Genomic DNA, 16980 nt, shown 5'->3' with positions numbered 1-16980 from the left:
CGCGTTCGGAGTGCGGAGACGACGATGACGGCATCACAGGAGAAGGTCCTTGAAGCGCTGCGGACGTCACTGAAGGAGAACCAGCGGCTGAAGCAGCAGAACCGCAAGCTCACCGAGGCGCAGCGGGAACCGATCGCGATCGTGGCCATGGCCTGCCGCTTCCCCGGAGAAGCGCGCTCGCCGGAGGAGTTCTGGCGGCTGCTGTCGGCCGGCACCGACACGGTCTCGGAGTTCCCCGAGGACCGCGGCTGGGACCTGGACGGCCTCTTCGACCCCGACCCGGACCGGCCGGGCAAGAGCTACGCCCGACACGGCTACTTCGTCCACGACGCCGACCGGTTCGACGCCGGGTTCTTCGGCATCAGTCCGCGCGAGGCCCTCGCCATGGACCCGCAGCAGCGGCTGCTGCTGGAGACCGGTTGGGAGACGTTCGAGCGCGCCGGGATCGACCCGGAGACGCTGCGCGGCAGCCGGACCGGCGTCTTCGTCGCCGCCTCGCCGCTCGGCTACGGGAGCGGCCACCACCAGGCGGCCGAGGGCGCCGAGGGCTATCTGCTGACCGGGACCACCGTCAGCGTCGCCTCCGGCCGGCTGGCCTACACCTTCGGGCTCGAGGGCCCCGCCATCACCATCGACACGGCGTGCTCCTCGTCCCTGGTGGCGCTGCACCTCGCCTGTCAGTCGCTGCGCCGCGGCGAGTGCTCGCTGGCGCTGGCCGGCGGGGCCGCGGTGATGGGCGCCCCCACCATGTTCGTGGAGTTCAGCCGACAGCGCGGGCTGGCCGCCGACGGCCGCGTCAAGGCGTTCTCCGCCGGCGCCGACGGCACCGGCTGGGGTGAGGGGGCCGGCATGCTGCTGGTGGAGCGGCTCTCGGACGCCCGGCGGAACGGCCATCCGGTGCTCGCCGTCGTCCGCGGCTCCGCGGTCAACCAGGACGGCGCCTCGAACGGGCTGACCGCGCCCAGCGGCTCCGCCCAGCGGCGGGTGATCCGCGAGGCGCTGGCCGACGCGCGGCTGGCGGCGGACCAGGTCGACGCCGTGGAGGCGCACGGCACCGGCACCACCCTCGGCGACCCCATCGAGGCGCGGGCCCTGTTGGCCACCTACGGCCGGGACCGGCCCGCGGACCGGCCGCTGTGGCTGGGCTCGGTGAAGTCCAACATCGGCCACACCCAGCTCGCCGCCGGCGCCGCCGGTGTGATCAAGATGGTGCTGGCGCTGCGCCACGGGGAGCTGCCCGCCACCCTGCACGTCGAGGAGCCCACGCCGCACGCCGACTGGGCCGGCGGCGGGGTGGCGCTGCTCACCGCGCGCAGGCCGTGGCCGGAGACGGGACGCGTGCGCCGCGCCGCGGTCTCCTCCTTCGGCATCAGCGGCACCAACGCCCATGTGATCCTGGAACAGGCCGTCGAGGAAGCGGAGTCGGAGTCCGAGCCGGAGCCGCGGCCGGTGCCGGCCGCGGGCACCGGATCCGGCGCGGGCCGGGAGGCCGGCGCGCGCCCCGACACCGGCCCGCCGCACGACCCCGACACCTCCGGTGACCCCGACACTCCCGGTGTCGACACCGCCGGGGACGCCGACACCCCCGGTGGCGTCAGGCCGTCGCGGCCCCCGGCGGTCCTCCCGTGGCTGGTCTCCGCGCGCGGCGCCGAGGCGCTGCGCGCCCAGGCCGCACGGCTGGGCGACGCCGTCGGTGCGCACCCCGAGTGGCGCCCGGCGGACGTCGGCTGGTCCCTGGCCACCTCGCGGGCGGCGCTGGAGCACCGCGCCGTCGTCCTCGGCGCCGGGCGCGACGAACTCCTCGCCGGGTTGGAGGCGTTACGGAGCGGCGCGGCCGCGCCCCACGTCCTGGTCGACGACGCGCCCGCGCGCGGCGGCACGGCGTTCCTCTTCACCGGCCAGGGAGCGCAGCGCGCCGGTGCCGGCCGGGAGCTCCACACCCGCTTCCCGGTCTTCGCGCGGGCGTTGGACGAGGTGTCGGAGCGGCTCTCCGCGCGGCTGGGCCGCTCGGTGCGGGAGATCCTGTTCGCGGACGCGGGCGAGCCGCCGGCCCGGCTGCTCCACGACACCGCCTTCACCCAGGCCGGGCTGTTCGCCCTGGAAGTGGCGCTGTTCCGGCTCGTCGCCTCGTGGGGGCTGCGCCCGGACTTCGTCCTGGGCCACTCGGTCGGCGAGTTGGCCGCCGCGCACATCGCCGGGGTGTTCTCCCTGGAGGACGCCGTGACGGTGGTCGCGGCGCGGGGCCGGCTGATGCAGGCGCTGCCGCCCGGCGGGCTGATGGTGTCCGTGCAGGCCGACGAGGAGGAGATCCTCTCGCTGCTCAGGGGCCAGGAGCACCTCGCCAGCATCGCCGCCGTCAACGGCCCGGAGTCCGTGGTGGTCTCCGGGGCCGAGGACGCCGTGCTCGGCATCACCGCGCGCCTGCACGCCGAGGGCCGGCGCACCAAGCGGCTCCAGGTCAGCCACGCCTTCCACTCCCCGCGCATGGACGACATGCTGGAGGAGTTCCGCGCCGTCCTGGACGGTGTGTCGCTCCACGAGCCCACCCTTCCGCTCATCTCGGACCTCACCGGCCTGCCGGTCACCGTCGACCAGGTGTGCTCGCCGGAGTACTGGGTCCGGCACGTGCGGGAGACGGTGCGCTTCCACGACGGCGTCGCGCACCTGGCCCGCCAGGGCGTGACCACCTTCCTGGAACTGGGCCCCGACGGCGTGCTGTCGACCATGGCGCAGGACGGGCTGGACCGCCTGGCGACCGCGCCCGACCCCTCCACCGAGGCCGCGTTCGCCGCGAACGGCCCCGCGCCCGCCGTGGCCGTGCCGCTGCTCCACCGCGACCGACCCGAGTCGGAGTCCATGCTCGCGGCGGTGGCCCGGGCCCACGTCCGGGGCGTCGCGGTGGACTGGCGGGCGCTGCTGACCGACTGGGGCGCGGCCGGGGAGCGGCTGGACCTGCCCACGTACGCCTTCCAGCGCCGGCGACACTGGCTGGCCTCGACGGGCGGCGGCCCGGCCGACGCCGCCGGGCTGGGCCTGGACACCGCCGACCATCCGCTGCTGGGTGCCGCCGTCTCCCTGGCGGACGGGGACGGCCTGGTCCTCACCGGCCGGCTGTCGGCGGCCGCCCACCCCTGGCTCGCCGACCATGTGGTGCTGGGCGCCGTGGTGGTCCCCGGCACCGCCTACCTGGAGCTCGCCCTGCGCGCCGGCCAGCGGCTGGGCTGCGGCACCGTGGAGGAGCTCACCCAGGAGGCGCCGCTCATCCTCCCGGAGCGCGGCGGCGTCCAGGTGCAGTTGACCGTCGGCGCGCCCGACCCCTCCGGTCGACGGCCCGTCAGCCTCCACTCCCGCGCCGACTCGGCCGACACCGCGGCCGCCGAGCGGGCCTGGACCCGGCACGCCAGCGGGGTGCTGGCCCCCGGTGGCCAGCCGGCCTCGGCCGACCTGGGCGGCCCCTGGCCGCCACCGGAGGCGCAGCCGGTGGACATCGACGACTTCTACGCCACCGTCGCCGACCACGGCTTCGACTACGGTCCCTCCTTCCGCGGCCTGCGGGCCCTGTGGCGCTCCGGCGACGACGTCTACGCCGAGGTCGCCCTGCCCGAACCGGAGCGGCGGCAGGCCGGGGCGTACGGGGTGCACCCCGCGCTCCTGGACGCTGCGCTGCACGCCGGCCTCGTCGGCAACACCGGCGACACGGTCCGGCTGCCGTTCTCCTGGAGCGGCGTCTCGCTCCACGGGGGCGGGGCCGCCGCCCTGCGGGTGCGCGTCTCACCGGCCGGGCCCGAGGGCACGTCGCTGCTGGTCGCCGACGCCACCGGGACACCGGTCGCGGCCGTGGAGCGGCTGCGGGCCCGGCCCGTCTCCCTGGAGCAGCTGCGCGCCGCCGGCCGCGCCCGGCAGGACGCGCTCTTCCACCCGGAATGGACGCCCGCGCCGACGCCGGCCCCGCCGGCCTCGGCCGCCGCGGGCGCCGCCTGGGCCGTCCTCGGCGGGTCGGCCACGATGCCGGCGCCCGGCGCGGCGGTCGCCGATGCCGGCGGCCCCCGGCCGGTCGGCTACCCGGACCTGACGGCACTCGTCGAGGCGGTCTCCGCCGGCGCCCCCGTACCCGAGGTGGTCTTCCTGACCCGGCCGGGCACTCCGCACGGCCCCGCTGAAGGCGCCGACGGCACCCACGGCACCCACGGCGCAGACGGCGCCGATGTCGCCGACGCGGCGCGGTCGATGCCGGAGTCCGTGCGCCGCGCGGTGGACGACACGCTGACCGTCCTGCGGTCGTGGCTGGCCGACGCGCGCTTCGCCGCCTCCCGGCTGGTGGTGGTGACCCGGGGCGCGGTGGCCACCGGTCCGGACGAGGGACTGCCGGAGCTCGCCCAGGCGCCGCTGTGGGGGCTGCTGCGGGCCGCACAGGCGGAGCACCCGGGCCGGTTCGCGCTGCTGGACCTCGACACGGACCTCGCCCGCGGCCTCGCCGCGGACCGCGGCGCCGGCGACCCCGTACTCCCCGCCCTGCTGGCGGCGGCGGCCGGGGACGAGCCGCAACTCGCCCTGCGCGGCCACCGGCTGCTGGTGCCCCGGCTCAAGCAGACCCGCCCGGCCACGCGGTCCACGCCCACCGCGCTCGACCCCGAGGGCACCGTCCTGATCACCGGCGGCACCGGCGCGCTCGGCTCCGCCCTCGCCCGCCACCTGGTCGTGGAGCACGGCGTGCGACGGCTGCTGCTGGTCGGCCGGCGCGGACCGGACACCGCCGGAGCCGAGGCGCTGGCGGCCGGACTGACCGCGCTGGGCGCCCATGTCACGGTGGCCGCCTGCGATGTGGGCGATCGGACGGCGCTGGCCCGGCTGCTGGCGTCGGTGCCGGCGAAGCACCCGCTGACCGCGGTCGTGCACGCCGCCGCGGTGGTGGACGACGCGGTGATCGAGGGCCTCACCCCGGAGCGCGTCGAGGCCGTGCTGCGGGCGAAGGCGGACGCGGCCTGGCACCTGCACGAACTCGCCGGCGACACCGCCGTCTTCGTGCTGTTCTCCTCGGCGGCCGCGACCCTGGGCGGCGCCGGACAGGGCAACTACGCGGCGGCCAACGTCTTCCTGGACGCCCTGGCGCAGCACCGCGCGGCGCTCGGGCTGCCCGCGCTGTCCCTGGCCTGGGGCCTGTGGGAGGCGGACGGCGGCCTCGCCGGCGCCCTGGACGAGGCCGCGCTGCGGCGGATGCGCCGCTCCGGTGTGTTGCCGCTGTCCAGCGAGGACGCCCTGGCCCTGTTCGACACCGCGCTCGCCCAGGACCGCCCGCTGCTGCTGCCCGTCCGGCTCAGTCTGGCGGCGCTGCGCACCGCGCCCGACGACGTGCCGCCGGTGCTGCGGGGGCTCGTCGGAGCGTCCGTCGCCCCGCGCGGGGCCGCCCCGGCGGACTCCGCGGCCGCGCTGGCGGCGCGGCTGGCCGGGCTGTCCCCGGCCGAGCGCGACCAGGCGCTGCTGGAGCTCGTGCGCACCCACGTCGCCCAGGTGCTGGGCCACGGCACGGCGGCGGAGATCCCCGCCGACCGGGCCTTCGAGGAGCTCGGCTTCGACTCCCTGACCGCCGTCGAGCTGCGCAACCGGCTGACCGCGGCCACCGGTCTGCGGCTCCCCGCCACGCTGATCTTCGACTACCCGAACTCCACCGCTCTCGCCGCCCGGTTGGGGGCGAGCCTGCCACGGGACGGGCAGCCGGCCGCGAGCCCCGTCCTGGAACAGCTGGACCTCCTGGAGACCGTGCTCTCCGGCGTCGCCGCCGACCACCCCGACCACGCCCGGATCAGCACCCGGCTGCGGGCCGTCGCCGCGCAGTGGGCGGAGCGGCAGGGCACCGCGGGCGACGACGCCCCGTCGCTCACCGGCGGTGATCTGGACGCGGCGGCGGACGACGAGGTCTTCGACTTCATCGAGAAGGAGCTCGGCATCTCGTGACCGCGAGCGGGACCGGCAGCGCGTCCGGCACAGCACCCCAGGCAGTCAGTCCACCCCAGGTACCCAGCGCACCTCAGGCACTCAGCGCACCTCAGGCACTCAGCGCACCTCAGGCACCCAGCGCACCCCAGGCACTCAGCGGAATCAGGGCACTCACCGCACGTGCCGCATCCAGCGAGGGACGGCGTCAGCGTGGAGAATGACGACAAGCTCCGTTACTTCCTCCGGCGGGTCACCGCCGATCTCACCGAGACCCGCCGACGGCTCCAGGAGCGCGAGGCCGTCGACGGCGAGCCCATCGCCGTCGTCGGCATGTCCTGCCGGTTCCCCGGCGGCGTCGACAGCCCCGAGGGGCTGTGGCGGCTGGTGTCCGAGGGGCGCGACGCGGTCTCGGCCTTCCCCGCCGACCGCGGCTGGGACATCGAGGACCTGTACGACCCCGACCCCGACGCGCTCGGCAAGACCTACGCGCGAGAGGGCGGATTCCTCCACGACGCCGACCGCTTCGACGCCGCCTTCTTCGGCATCGGACCGCGCGAGGCGCTGGCGATGGACCCCCAGCAGCGGCTGCTGTTGGAGACGGCCTGGGAGGCGTGGGAGCGCGCCGGGATCGACCCGGCCGCGGTACGGGGCAGCAGGACCGGGGTGTTCGTCGGCACCGGCCACCAGGAGTACGCGGCCCTGGTGCAGCGGGCCACCGAGAACTTCGAGGGCTATCTGCTCTCCGGTGGCGCGGCCAGCGTCATCTCCGGCCGGCTGAGTTACGTCTTCGGGCTGGAGGGGCCGGCGGTCACCGTCGACACGGCCTGTTCCTCGTCGCTGGTGGCGCTGCATCTGGCGTGCCAGGCGCTGCGGCGCGGGGAGTGCGAGCTCGCGCTGACGGGCGGGGCGGCCGTGATGGCCTCGCCGGGGATGTTCGTGGAGTTCGCCCGGCAACGGGGTTTGGCGCCGGACGGCCGGTGCAAGGCGTTCGCGGCCGCCGCCGACGGCACCGGCTGGGGCGAGGGGGTGGGCCTGCTCCTGGTGGAGCGGCTCTCGGACGCCCGCAGGAACGGGCATCCGGTGCTCGCCGTCGTCCGCGGCTCCGCGGTCAACCAGGACGGCGCCTCGAACGGGCTGACCGCGCCCAACGGCCCCTCCCAGCAGCGGGTGATCTGGCAGGCGCTGGCCGACGCCCGGCTGTCGGCCGGGGACATCGACGCGGTGGAGGCGCACGGCACCGGCACCGCGCTCGGCGACCCCATCGAGGCCCAGGCCCTGCTCGCCACCTACGGCCAGGACCGGCCCGCCGACCGACCGCTGTGGCTGGGCTCGGTGAAGTCCAACATCGGCCACACCCAGGCCGCCGCCGGCGTGGCGGGCGTGATCAAGATGGTGATGGCGCTGCGCCACGCCGAGCTCCCGCGCACCCTCCACGTCGACGCGCCGTCGCCCCATGTGGACTGGTCCGCAGGCGCGGTGGAGCTGTTGACCGAGCACACCGGCTGGCCCGCGGCGGAGCGCCCGCGGCGGGCCGGGGTGTCCTCCTTCGGCGTCAGCGGCACCAACGCGCACGTGATCCTGGAGCAGGCGCCGGAGCCGGACCCGGAGCCGAAGCCCGAGTCGGGTCCGGAGTCGGGTTCGGAGCCGGGTTCGGAGCCGGCGACCGAGGCCCCGAAGTCCGCGGGCGAGGCCCCGAGGTCCGCAGGCGAGGACCCGACGGAAGCGGAAGCCGGGACTTCGCCGGGAGGCGCGAAGGCAGGACGCGCGAAGGCGGGAGGCGCGAAGGCGGGACGCGCGGAGGCGGGACGCGCGCACCGGGCTCCGGGCGAGGGGGACACCCCGGCCGTGGGGGGCGCGGTCGCCGGCGCCCCGGCGCCCTGGCTGCCCTGGCTGGTCTCGGCCAGGGACGAGCGGGCGCTGCGCGCCCAGGCGGGGCGGCTGGCCGAGTTCGTCACCGCCCACCCCGAGCTGGACCCCGCCGACGTGGGCTGGTCGCTCGCCACGACGCGCGGCGCGCTGGAGCACCGGGCGGTGCTGGTCGCGGCGGACCGGGACGACCTCGCCGCGGGCCTGCGCGGCCTGGCCGAGGGCGACGCCGCCCCGCCCGGCGCGGTGACCGGCCGGGCGGCCGACGGCGGCCGCCCGGTGTTCGTCTTCCCCGGCCAGGGTGCCCAGTGGGCCGGCATGGCGCTGGAACTGCTCGACACCTCACCGGTGTTCGCCGCCCGCGTCGCCGAGTGCGAGGCCGCGCTGTCCGGGTTCGTGGACTGGTCCCTGACGGCGGTGCTGCGCGGCGTCGAGGGAGCGCCGGGCCTCGACCGGGTCGACGTGGTGCAGCCCGTGCTCTGGGCCGTGATGGTGTCGCTGGCCGCGCTCTGGCGGTCCTTCGGCGTCGAGCCCGCCGCGGTCGTGGGCCACTCCCAGGGCGAGATCGCCGCCGCCGTGGTGGCCGGGGGCCTCTCCCTCGAGGACGGCGCCCGCGTCGTCGCGCTGCGCAGCCGCGCCCTCTCCGCGCTGGCGGGCCGGGGCGGCATGGTCTCCCTCGCCCTGCCGCGCGAGGCCGCCGAGGAGCTGCTGACCGCCTGGGACGGCCGGATCACCGTCGCCGCGCTCAACGGCCCCGCCTCCGTCGTCGTCTCCGGCGACGCGGACGCCCTGGACGAGCTGACCGCCGCCTGCGAGCGCCGCGAGATACGGGCCCGCCGCGTGGAGGTGGACTACGCCTCCCACTCGCCCCACGTCGAAGCCATCGAGGCGGAGCTCGCCGAGGCGTTGGCGCCGGTCGCGCCCCGCACGGGCGAGATCCCCTTCCGTTCCACGGTGACGGGCGACTGGCTGGACACCGCCGCGCTCGACGCCGGCTACTGGTACACCAACCTGCGCGAGACGGTGCGCCTGGAGCCCGCCGTGCGGGCCCTCGCCGGACTGGGCCACACCGCGTTCGTCGAGATCAGCCCGCACCCCGTGCTCACGGCCGCCCTGGAGGAGACCGTGGACGCCGCCGACGCCCGCGCGGTGGTGGTGGGTTCGCTCCGCCGCGACGAGGGCGGCTGGCGGCGCTTCCTGACCTCGCTGGCCGAGGCGCACACCCGGGGCGTGACCGTGGACTGGGCCCCGGCCTTCGCGGGCCGGCCGCGGCGACGGGTGGAGCTGCCCACCTACGCCTTCCAGCGCCGTCGCTACTGGGTCGACACCCTGCCCGCCACGGCCGGCCGCGCGCCGGCGCGGGACTCCGTCGAGGACCACGACTCCGCGGCGGACGCGCTGCGCCGCCGGCTGGCCCCGCTGTCGCCGGCGGAGCGGGACCGCGCCGTCGCCGAGCTGCTGGAGACGCACATCGCCGCGGTGCTCGGCACCGGCGAGCCGATCGAGCGCGGGCGCCCGTTCACCGAGCTCGGCTTCGTCTCGCTGACCGCCGTGGAACTGCGGAACCGCCTCAACGCCGCCACCGGGCTGCGGCTTCCGGCCACGGTCGTGTTCGACCACCCGACGCCCGAGGAGTTGGGCGGGCGGCTGCTCACCGACCTGCTCGGCACGCGCCCCGAGACCGCGGCGCCCGCTCCGGCGGCCGTCACGGTCGCCGCCGACGACGACCCCGTCGCGATCGTCGGCATGGCCTGCCGCTTCCCGGGCGGCGTCGCCTCGCCCGAGGACCTGTGGCGGCTGGTGGACGCCGGCGGAGACGCGATCTCCGCCTTCCCCGCCAACCGCGGCTGGGACATCGAGACGCTCTACGACCCCGACCCGGACCGGGCGGGCCGTACCTACACCCGCGAGGGCGGGTTCATCGCCGACGCCGACGAGTTCGACGCCACGCTGTTCGGGATCAGCCCACGTGAGGCGCTGGCCATGGATCCGCAGCAGCGGCTGCTGCTGGAGACGGCCTGGGAGGCGTTCGAACGGGCCGGCATCGCGCCCGAGTCGCTGCGCGGCAGCCGTACCGGCGTCTTCGCCGGCTCCAGCGGCCAGGACTACACCCAGCTCATGATCGGCGCGGCGGCCGCCGGCGTCGAGGGCTACGCGCTGACCGGCAACGCGGCCAGTGTGATATCCGGCCGACTGGCGTACACCTTCGGCCTGGAGGGACCCGCCGTCACCGTGGACACGGCCTGTTCCTCCTCGCTGGTGGCGCTGCACCTGGCCTGTCAGTCGGTGCGGAGCGGGGAGAGCTCGCTGGCACTGGCGGCCGGCGTGACGGTGCTGAGCACCCCCCTGGCCTTCATCGGCTTCAGCCGGCAGCGCGGGCTGGCCCCCGACGGCCGGTGCAAGGCGTTCTCCGCCGCCGCCGACGGCACCGCGTGGGGCGAGGGCGCCGGCGTGGTGCTGGTCGAGCGGCTCTCCGACGCCCGCCGCAACGGCCATCCGGTGCTGGCCGTCGTGCGCTCCACCGCGACCAACCAGGACGGCGCGAGCAACGGCCTGGCCGCCCCCAACGGTCCCTCCCAACAGCGGGTGATCCGCCAGGCGTTGGCCAACGCGCGACTGACGGCCGCCGAGGTGGACGCGGTGGAGGCGCACGGCACCGGCACCGCGCTCGGCGACCCCATCGAGGCCCAGGCGCTCCTCGCCACCTACGGTGAGGACCGGCCCGCCGACCGACCGCTCTGGCTGGGCACGGTGAAGTCCAACATCGGCCACACCGCGGCCGCCGCCGGACTCGCCGGGGTGATCAAAATGGTGCTGGCGATGGACCACGGCGTGCTGCCGCGCACCCTGCACGCCGAGGAGCCCACGCCGCACGTCGACTGGTCCACCGGCGCGGTCTCGCTGCTCGACCGCGCCGTCCCCTGGCCCGAGACCGGGCGCCCGCGCCGGGCGGGCGTCTCCTCCTTCGGCGTCAGCGGCACCAACGCCCACGCCATCATCGAACAGGCCCCGCCCGCCGAGCCCGCCGAGCCCGCCGAGCCCGCCGAGCCCGCCGAGCCCGCCGAGCCCGCCGAGCCCGCCGATCCCGCTGAGTCCGCCGTTTCCGAGCGCGCCGCTCCCGAGGCCCCGGGCGACGGGGCCGACGCCGCCGGGACGGCGCGGCCCGCGCCGGTGGTGCCCTGGCTGCTGTCGGCGAGGAGTCGGGCGGCGCTGCGCGCCCAGGCCGCGCGGCTGCGGGAGCACCTCGCCGAACGGCCCGGCTCGCGGCCGGTGGACGTCGGCTGGTCCCTGGCGACCACCCGGTCCGCCCTGGAGCACCGCGCCGCCGTGGTGGCCGGCGACCGGGACGCCCTGCTGGCCGGACTGGACGCGCTCGCCGCCGGACGGGCCGCGCCCGGTCTGGTGCACGGCGTCGCGGCGGGCGGCCGGACCGCGTTCCTCTTCCCCGGCCAGGGCAGCCAGCGGCCCGGCATGGGCCGCGAACTCCACGCCGCCCACCCGGAGTTCGCGGCCGCGCTGGACGAGGTCTGCGCCGAGCTGGACCGGCGCCTCGACGCCCAGCCGGACCGACCGCTGTGCGAGGTGATGTTCGCGCCCGAGGGCTCCGCCGACGCCGCGCTGCTGGACGAGACGGTGTACACCCAGCCCGCGCTGTTCGCGCTCGGTGTGGCGCTGGCCCGGCTGCTGGAGTCCTGGGGCGTGGTGCCCGACTACGTCAGCGGACACTCCCTGGGCGAGCTGACCGCGGCCCATGTCGCCGGTGTGCTGTCGCTGCCGGACGCCTGCGAACTGGTCGCGGTCCGGGCCCGGTTGATGCAGAGCGCCCCGGACGGCGGCGCCATGGTGGCGTTGGAGGCGAGCGAGGACGAGGTGGTGCCGCTGCTGGCCGGGCGGGAGGACCAGGTCGCCGTCTCCGCCGTCAACGCGCCCCGGGCCACCGTGGTCTCCGGAGTCGAGGCGGCGGTGGCCGAGCTCGCGGCCGCCTTCGCCGCCCGCGGACGGAGAACCCGGCGGGTACGGATCGCGCGCGCCGCGCACTCGCCGCTGATGGACGGCGTGCTGGCCGAGTTCGGCCGGGCGGTCGCGGGGCTGTCGTACGCCGCCCCGCGGATCCCCCTGGTGTCCAACCTGACCGGCGACCGGGTGGGGCAGGAGGTCCGCTCCCCGGAGCACTGGGTGCGCCATCTTCGGGAGGCGGTGCGGTTCGGCGACGGTGTGCGGCGGATGGCGGCGGACGGCGTGACCCGCTGTCTGGAGCTGGGCCCCGGCGGGGTGCTCTCGGCGCTGGTCCAGGACCGCGCCACCGATCCGGAGGCGTCGGTCGCCGCGGTGCCGCTGCTGCGGCGCGACCGCCCCGAGTCGGAGAGCCTGCTCACGGGCCTGGCCCAGGCCCACGCCCGGGGCGTCCGGGTGGACTGGCGGTCCGTGCTCGGCGGCTTCGGAGCGCGCCGTGTCGCGCTGCCCACCTACGCCTTCCAACGACGGCGGTACTGGCCCGACTGGGCCCCCGCGCTCGGCACCGGGACGGCGACGGGCGCGCCGACGTCCGGTGCGCCGTCCCCCGCCGCCACGCCGTCCGCGACCGCGGCGCGGGGCGCGGGCGCCGGGCTGGACGAGGTCGAGGGTCCGGCCGCGCTGCGGGCGCGGCTGGCCGGGCTCTCGGCCGCCGAACGCGACGCCACCGTACGGGAACTCGTGGCCGCCCAGGTGGCCGCCGTGCTCGGGCACCCCACGACCGAGGAGGTGGAGCACAGCGTCGGCCTGCCGGAGCTCGGCTTCGACTCGCTGGCGGCGACCGAGCTGCGCAACGGCCTGTGGGCGGCCACCGGGCTGCCGCTCGCCGCGTCCGTCGTCTTCGACCACCCCACCCTCAAGGCGCTCACCGCCCATCTGGTGGAGGGGCTGGAGGCCGCCTGGGTCCCGACGGCGGGGGAGGACACCGCCGCGCCGAGCGGGGCGGCGCCGGCCGTCCGGCCGTCGACCGGCTGGCCGTCGACCACGGGAGCGCGCGGCGGGGCACCCGGCGGGGAGTCCACCCTCACCTCGCTCGCGCTCCGGGCCGCACGACTCGGCCGCTTCGGGGAGATCCGCGAACTCCTCATGACGGCCTCCCGGTTCCGCCCCGCCTTCGACGCCTCCGCGCCGCCCCCGGCGGCCCCCGCCCCCGTACGGCTGTCCCACGGTCCGCACGGCCCCCGCATCCTCTGCTTCCCGTCCTTCGCGGGTCGCTCCGCGGCCCGGCAGTACGCCCGGCTCGGCACCGTGCTGCGCGGCCACCAGGACCTGTGGGCCCTGCCCGCGCCGGGGTTCACCGCCGGCGAGCCGATCCCGGCCGACCTCGACGCGCTCACGCTGCTCCACGCCGAGGAGGCCCGGCGGTGCGCCGGGGGCGAGCCGTTCGTGATCCTCGGGCACTCCTCCGGCGGCTGGGTCGCCCACGAGGTGGCCGCACGGCTGGAGGAGCAGGGCACCCCGCCCACGGCGGTGGTCCTGCTGGACAGCTACCGGCCCGACGGCGCGCACCTGCCCCAGGTGCACACCGCCGTCGCCGGCCGGCTCATGGGCGGGCAGGGGGCGGCGTCCCCCTCGGTGGGGGAGCAGTGGGACGACGACTGCCTCACCGCGATGGGCGGTTACGACCGGCTCTTCGCGAACTGGCGGCCGAAGGCCCTCGCCGCGCCGACCCTGTTGCTCCGGGCCGTCGAGCCGCTCCCCGGCTACCCCGCCGAGGACTGGCGCGCCTCCTGGCAGCCCGCCCACACCGCCGTGGACGTGCCGGGGGACCACTTCACCGTCATCGGGGAACACGCGCCCGACACCCTGCGGGCCGTGGCCGAATGGCTCACCACCCTGCCGTGACCGTCCGAACCCCGAACCTTCGGCCCCCGCCCACCCCCGAAGTCCCGCCCACCCCCGAAGTCCCGAATCCGCCCGTCCTCGCCCCGACGCAGAAAGGCGACACATGAGCATCGACCACGGCCACCACCTGGGAACGGTCGACCAGGACGTCCTCGACGGCCAGTCCGCCTACAACAAGCGCGCGCTGACCTTCTACGACCTGCTGGTCTACCGCGGCAGCTCACCGCTGTTCTGGCGCTGCTCGCCGCGGAACTTCCTGCGGATGTACGACACCTGCGTCGGCGCCGAGCATGTGGAGATAGGCGTCGGCACCGGTTATCTGCTCGACCACTGCCGGTTCCCGGTCTCCGACCCGCGCATCACCCTGGTCGACCTCAACCCCGCCACCCTGGAGTTCACCGCCAAGCGGCTGGCGAAGTTCCGCACCAACCAGGTCAGGGCCAACGCGCTGGAGCCGCTGCCGCTGCCCAAGGCGTCCCACGACTCGGTCGCCCTGAGCTTCCTGCTGCACTGCGTACCCGGCAGCATCAAGGAGAAGGGCGTCGCGCTCGCCCACGCCGCCGAGGTGGTGCGACCGGGCGGGGTGGTCTTCGGCAGCACCATCCTGTCCTCCGGTGTGCCGGTGACCCGCGCCGGCCGGTCCCTGATGGCCAAGCTCAACGCCAAGGGTGTCTTCCACAACCAGCAGGACAGCCTCGACGACCTGCGTGACCAGCTCACCCAGCACTTCGTCAGCCACGACCTGGTGGTCCGCGGCTGCGTCGGTCTGTTCCGGGCCCGCACCGCCCGCTGAGCGCCACCGCCGCGCACCGGTGCCCGGCGCCGTGCCGCGCCGCCGAGCACCGCCGGTGAGAGCCCGGCACCACCGCATGACCGCCCCGCAAGAGAGGACTTCGCCCGTGGGCACACGCTGGTACGCGATCGACGAGGTCGACGACGCGTTCTTCGACACGGCGCCGCTGCGCCACGCCCGATCCGTGGACATCCCCTTCCCGGCCGAGCAGACCTGGGCCGCGCTCACCGGGGACGAGGTGTCGAGCTGGACGAAGGGCATGCACGAACTCCGCTGGACCTCCCCGCGGCCGTTCGGGGTCGGCACCACCCGAGAGATCAACATGAACGGCAACTTCGTGCTCCGGGAGCGCTTCTACCGCTGGGAGGAGGGGCGGCGGAAGACCTTCACCGGGGTGGCGGCGACCCGCTCGATCTTCCGGCACCTGATCGAGGACTACGTCGTCGAGCCGACGCCCGAAGGATCGCGCTTCAGCTGGCGCTTCGCGGCCGAGCTGCGCCGCCCGTGGAGCTTCTTCGCGGGGCCGCTGGACCGGTTCTTCTTCGCGCCCACGGGACGGTCGCACATCGACGGGCTGCGCGACCACATGCTCAGCAGGGCCGCCGGGAGCGGCGTCGCCTACACGGTGAAGGGGCACTGACATGTGTGGCATCTCCGGATGGATCTCCTTCCAGCGGGACCTGGAGCGCGAACGGCCCTCGCTCCAGGCGATGAACGAGACGATGGTCTGCCGCGGGCCGGACGCCGAGGGCGGCTGGGTGTCCCGGCACGCCGCGCTCGGCCACCGCAGGCTGGCCGTCATCGACATCGAGGGCGGCGTCCAGCCCATGGTGGCGGAGACCCCCGACGGGCCGGTCGCCCTGACGTACAGCGGCGAGGCGTACAACTTCACCGAGCTGCGCGACGAACTCCGCCGCCGCGGCCACGCCTTCCGCACCGCCAGCGACACCGAGGTGGTGCTGCGCGGCTATCTGGAGTGGGGCGAGGCGGTCGCCGACCGGCTCAACGGCATGTACGCGCTGGGCATCTGGGACGGCCGCACCGAGCGGCTGGTGCTGCTGCGGGACCGGCTCGGCATCAAGCCGCTCTACTACTACCCGACCAAGGACGGGGTGCTGTTCGGCTCGGAGGCCAAGGCCATCCTGGCCCACCCGCTGGCCGAGTCGGTGGTCGACACCGACGGCCTCCGCGAGCTCTTCGGCTTCGTCAAGGCGCCCGGCCGGGCCGTCTGGGCGGGCATGCGCGAGGTCAAACCGGGCGCGCTGGTCACCGTCGACCGCTCCGGGCTGCGCGAGCGGGTCTACTGGAAGCTGGAGGTGGCCGAACACCGCGACGACACCGAGACCACCGTCCGGCGCGTCGGCGAGCTGCTCGACGACATCGTCGCCCGGCAGCTGGTGGCCGACGTGCCGCTGTGCGTGCTGCTCTCCGGCGGCCTGGACTCCAGCGCGCTGACCGCGCTGTCCGCCCGGAAGCTGCGCGAACAGGGCCGCCAGGTGCGCTCCTTCACCGTCGACTTCGTCCAGAGCGGCGCCTTCCGCACCGACGACGAACTGCGGGCCACCCAGGACGCCCCCTTCGCGCGCCAGGTCGTGGACCACGTCGGCGCGCTCCACCAGGACATCCGCATCGACCACCAGGAGCTGGCCAACCCCGAGGTGCGGCAGGCCACCGTCGCCGCCCGCGACCTGCCCTTCGGCTTCGGCGAGGCCGACAACTCGCTGTACCTGCTGTTCAAGGCGATCCGTGAGCACTCCACCGTGGCGCTCTCCGGAGAGTCGGCCGACGAGATCTTCGGCGGCTATCCCTGGTTCCACATCCCGGCGGTGCAGCAGGTCGACATGTTCCCCTGGGTCACCGCGTCCGGGCTGGACCCGTCCGGCCACCCGACCAAGCTCATCGACCCGGAGCTGCTGCTGAACACCCTGGACGTGCCCGGATACTGGGCGCAGCGGTACGCCGAGACGGTGGCCGAGGTGCCGGGGTTCGAGGGCGAGGACCCGCACGAGCGCCGCATGCGGCACCACTGCTACGTCCACCTGACGAGCCTGCTGGGCATGCTGCTGGACCGCAAGGACCGGATGAGCATGGCCGTCGGCCTGGAGGTCCGGGTCCCGTTCTGCGACCACCGGCTGGTCAGTTACGTCTTCAACACCCCCTGGGCGATGAAGACCTTCGACGGCAGGGAGAAGAGCCTGCTGCGCGCGGCCGTACGCGACCTGCTGCCGGCCTCGGTGGCCGACCGCACCAAGGCGCTCTACCCGCACACCCAGGAGCTGGCCTACGTCGGCGAGCTGCAGCGCCAGGTGTCCGAGCGGCTGTCCGCCGGCCACCAGGCGGTGGACTTCTTCGACGGGAACGCCCTCCGCACGGCCGCCGCCGCCCCGCCGGAGGCCGTACGGCGCGACGAGCGCGAGGCGTTCGAGCGGGTGCTGGACCTGGCCACCTGGCTGGACCTCCGACGACCGGCGCTCAAGATCTCCTGACGACCGTCCGTCGACATCTCCGACTCCCCTAAGGAGCACCGC

The 16980-nt window shown here is 75.9% G+C and carries 4 protein-coding genes and 1 pseudogene; all 5 read left to right on the top strand.

Going from position 1 to position 16980, the window contains the following annotated elements; all coding sequences use genetic code 11:
- The first annotated feature begins 24 nt into the window (after positions 1–24).
- The 5 genes and pseudogenes from CD790_RS16530 (at position 25) to asnB (ending at position 16938) form a co-directional block, all read left to right on the top strand.
- Positions 25–5952 (top strand): type I polyketide synthase, encoded by a 5928-nt coding sequence (locus tag CD790_RS16530; protein WP_144383991.1) that lies wholly within the window; start codon positions 25–27, stop codon positions 5950–5952.
- 192 nt (positions 5953–6144) lie between these two features.
- Positions 6145–13629: pseudogene (locus tag CD790_RS35800) on the top strand (type I polyketide synthase); the annotation flags it as partial.
- Between the two features lie 133 nt (positions 13630–13762).
- Complete coding sequence (locus CD790_RS16520; protein ID WP_144383989.1) at positions 13763–14452, top strand: class I SAM-dependent methyltransferase; 690 nt, start codon at positions 13763–13765, stop codon at positions 14450–14452.
- Positions 14453–14558: 106 nt separating this feature from the next.
- The gene (locus CD790_RS16515) at positions 14559–15092 is read left to right on the top strand and encodes an SRPBCC family protein (RefSeq protein ID WP_186319055.1); all 534 of its coding nucleotides are present in this window, start codon (positions 14559–14561) and stop codon (positions 15090–15092) included.
- 1 nt (position 15093) lies between these two features.
- Complete coding sequence (asnB, locus tag CD790_RS16510; protein ID WP_144383987.1) at positions 15094–16938, top strand: asparagine synthase (glutamine-hydrolyzing); 1845 nt, start codon at positions 15094–15096, stop codon at positions 16936–16938.
- Positions 16939–16980: the final 42 nt, after the last annotated feature.

The organism is Streptomyces sp. SAJ15 (genome assembly GCF_007595705.1).
Taxonomy (GTDB): domain Bacteria; phylum Actinomycetota; class Actinomycetes; order Streptomycetales; family Streptomycetaceae; genus Streptomyces.
The sequence above is the reverse complement of the archived record's forward strand: the minus strand, read 5'-3'. Positions and strand labels throughout refer to the sequence as shown.

Coding starts and splice junctions, on each gene's coding strand:
- CD790_RS16530 (WP_144383991.1), top strand. CDS start 25: ATGACGGCATCACAGGAGAAGGTCCTTGAAGCGCTGCGGACGTCACTG.
- CD790_RS16520 (WP_144383989.1), top strand. CDS start 13,763: ATGAGCATCGACCACGGCCACCACCTGGGAACGGTCGACCAGGACGTC.
- asnB (WP_144383987.1), top strand. CDS start 15,094: ATGTGTGGCATCTCCGGATGGATCTCCTTCCAGCGGGACCTGGAGCGC.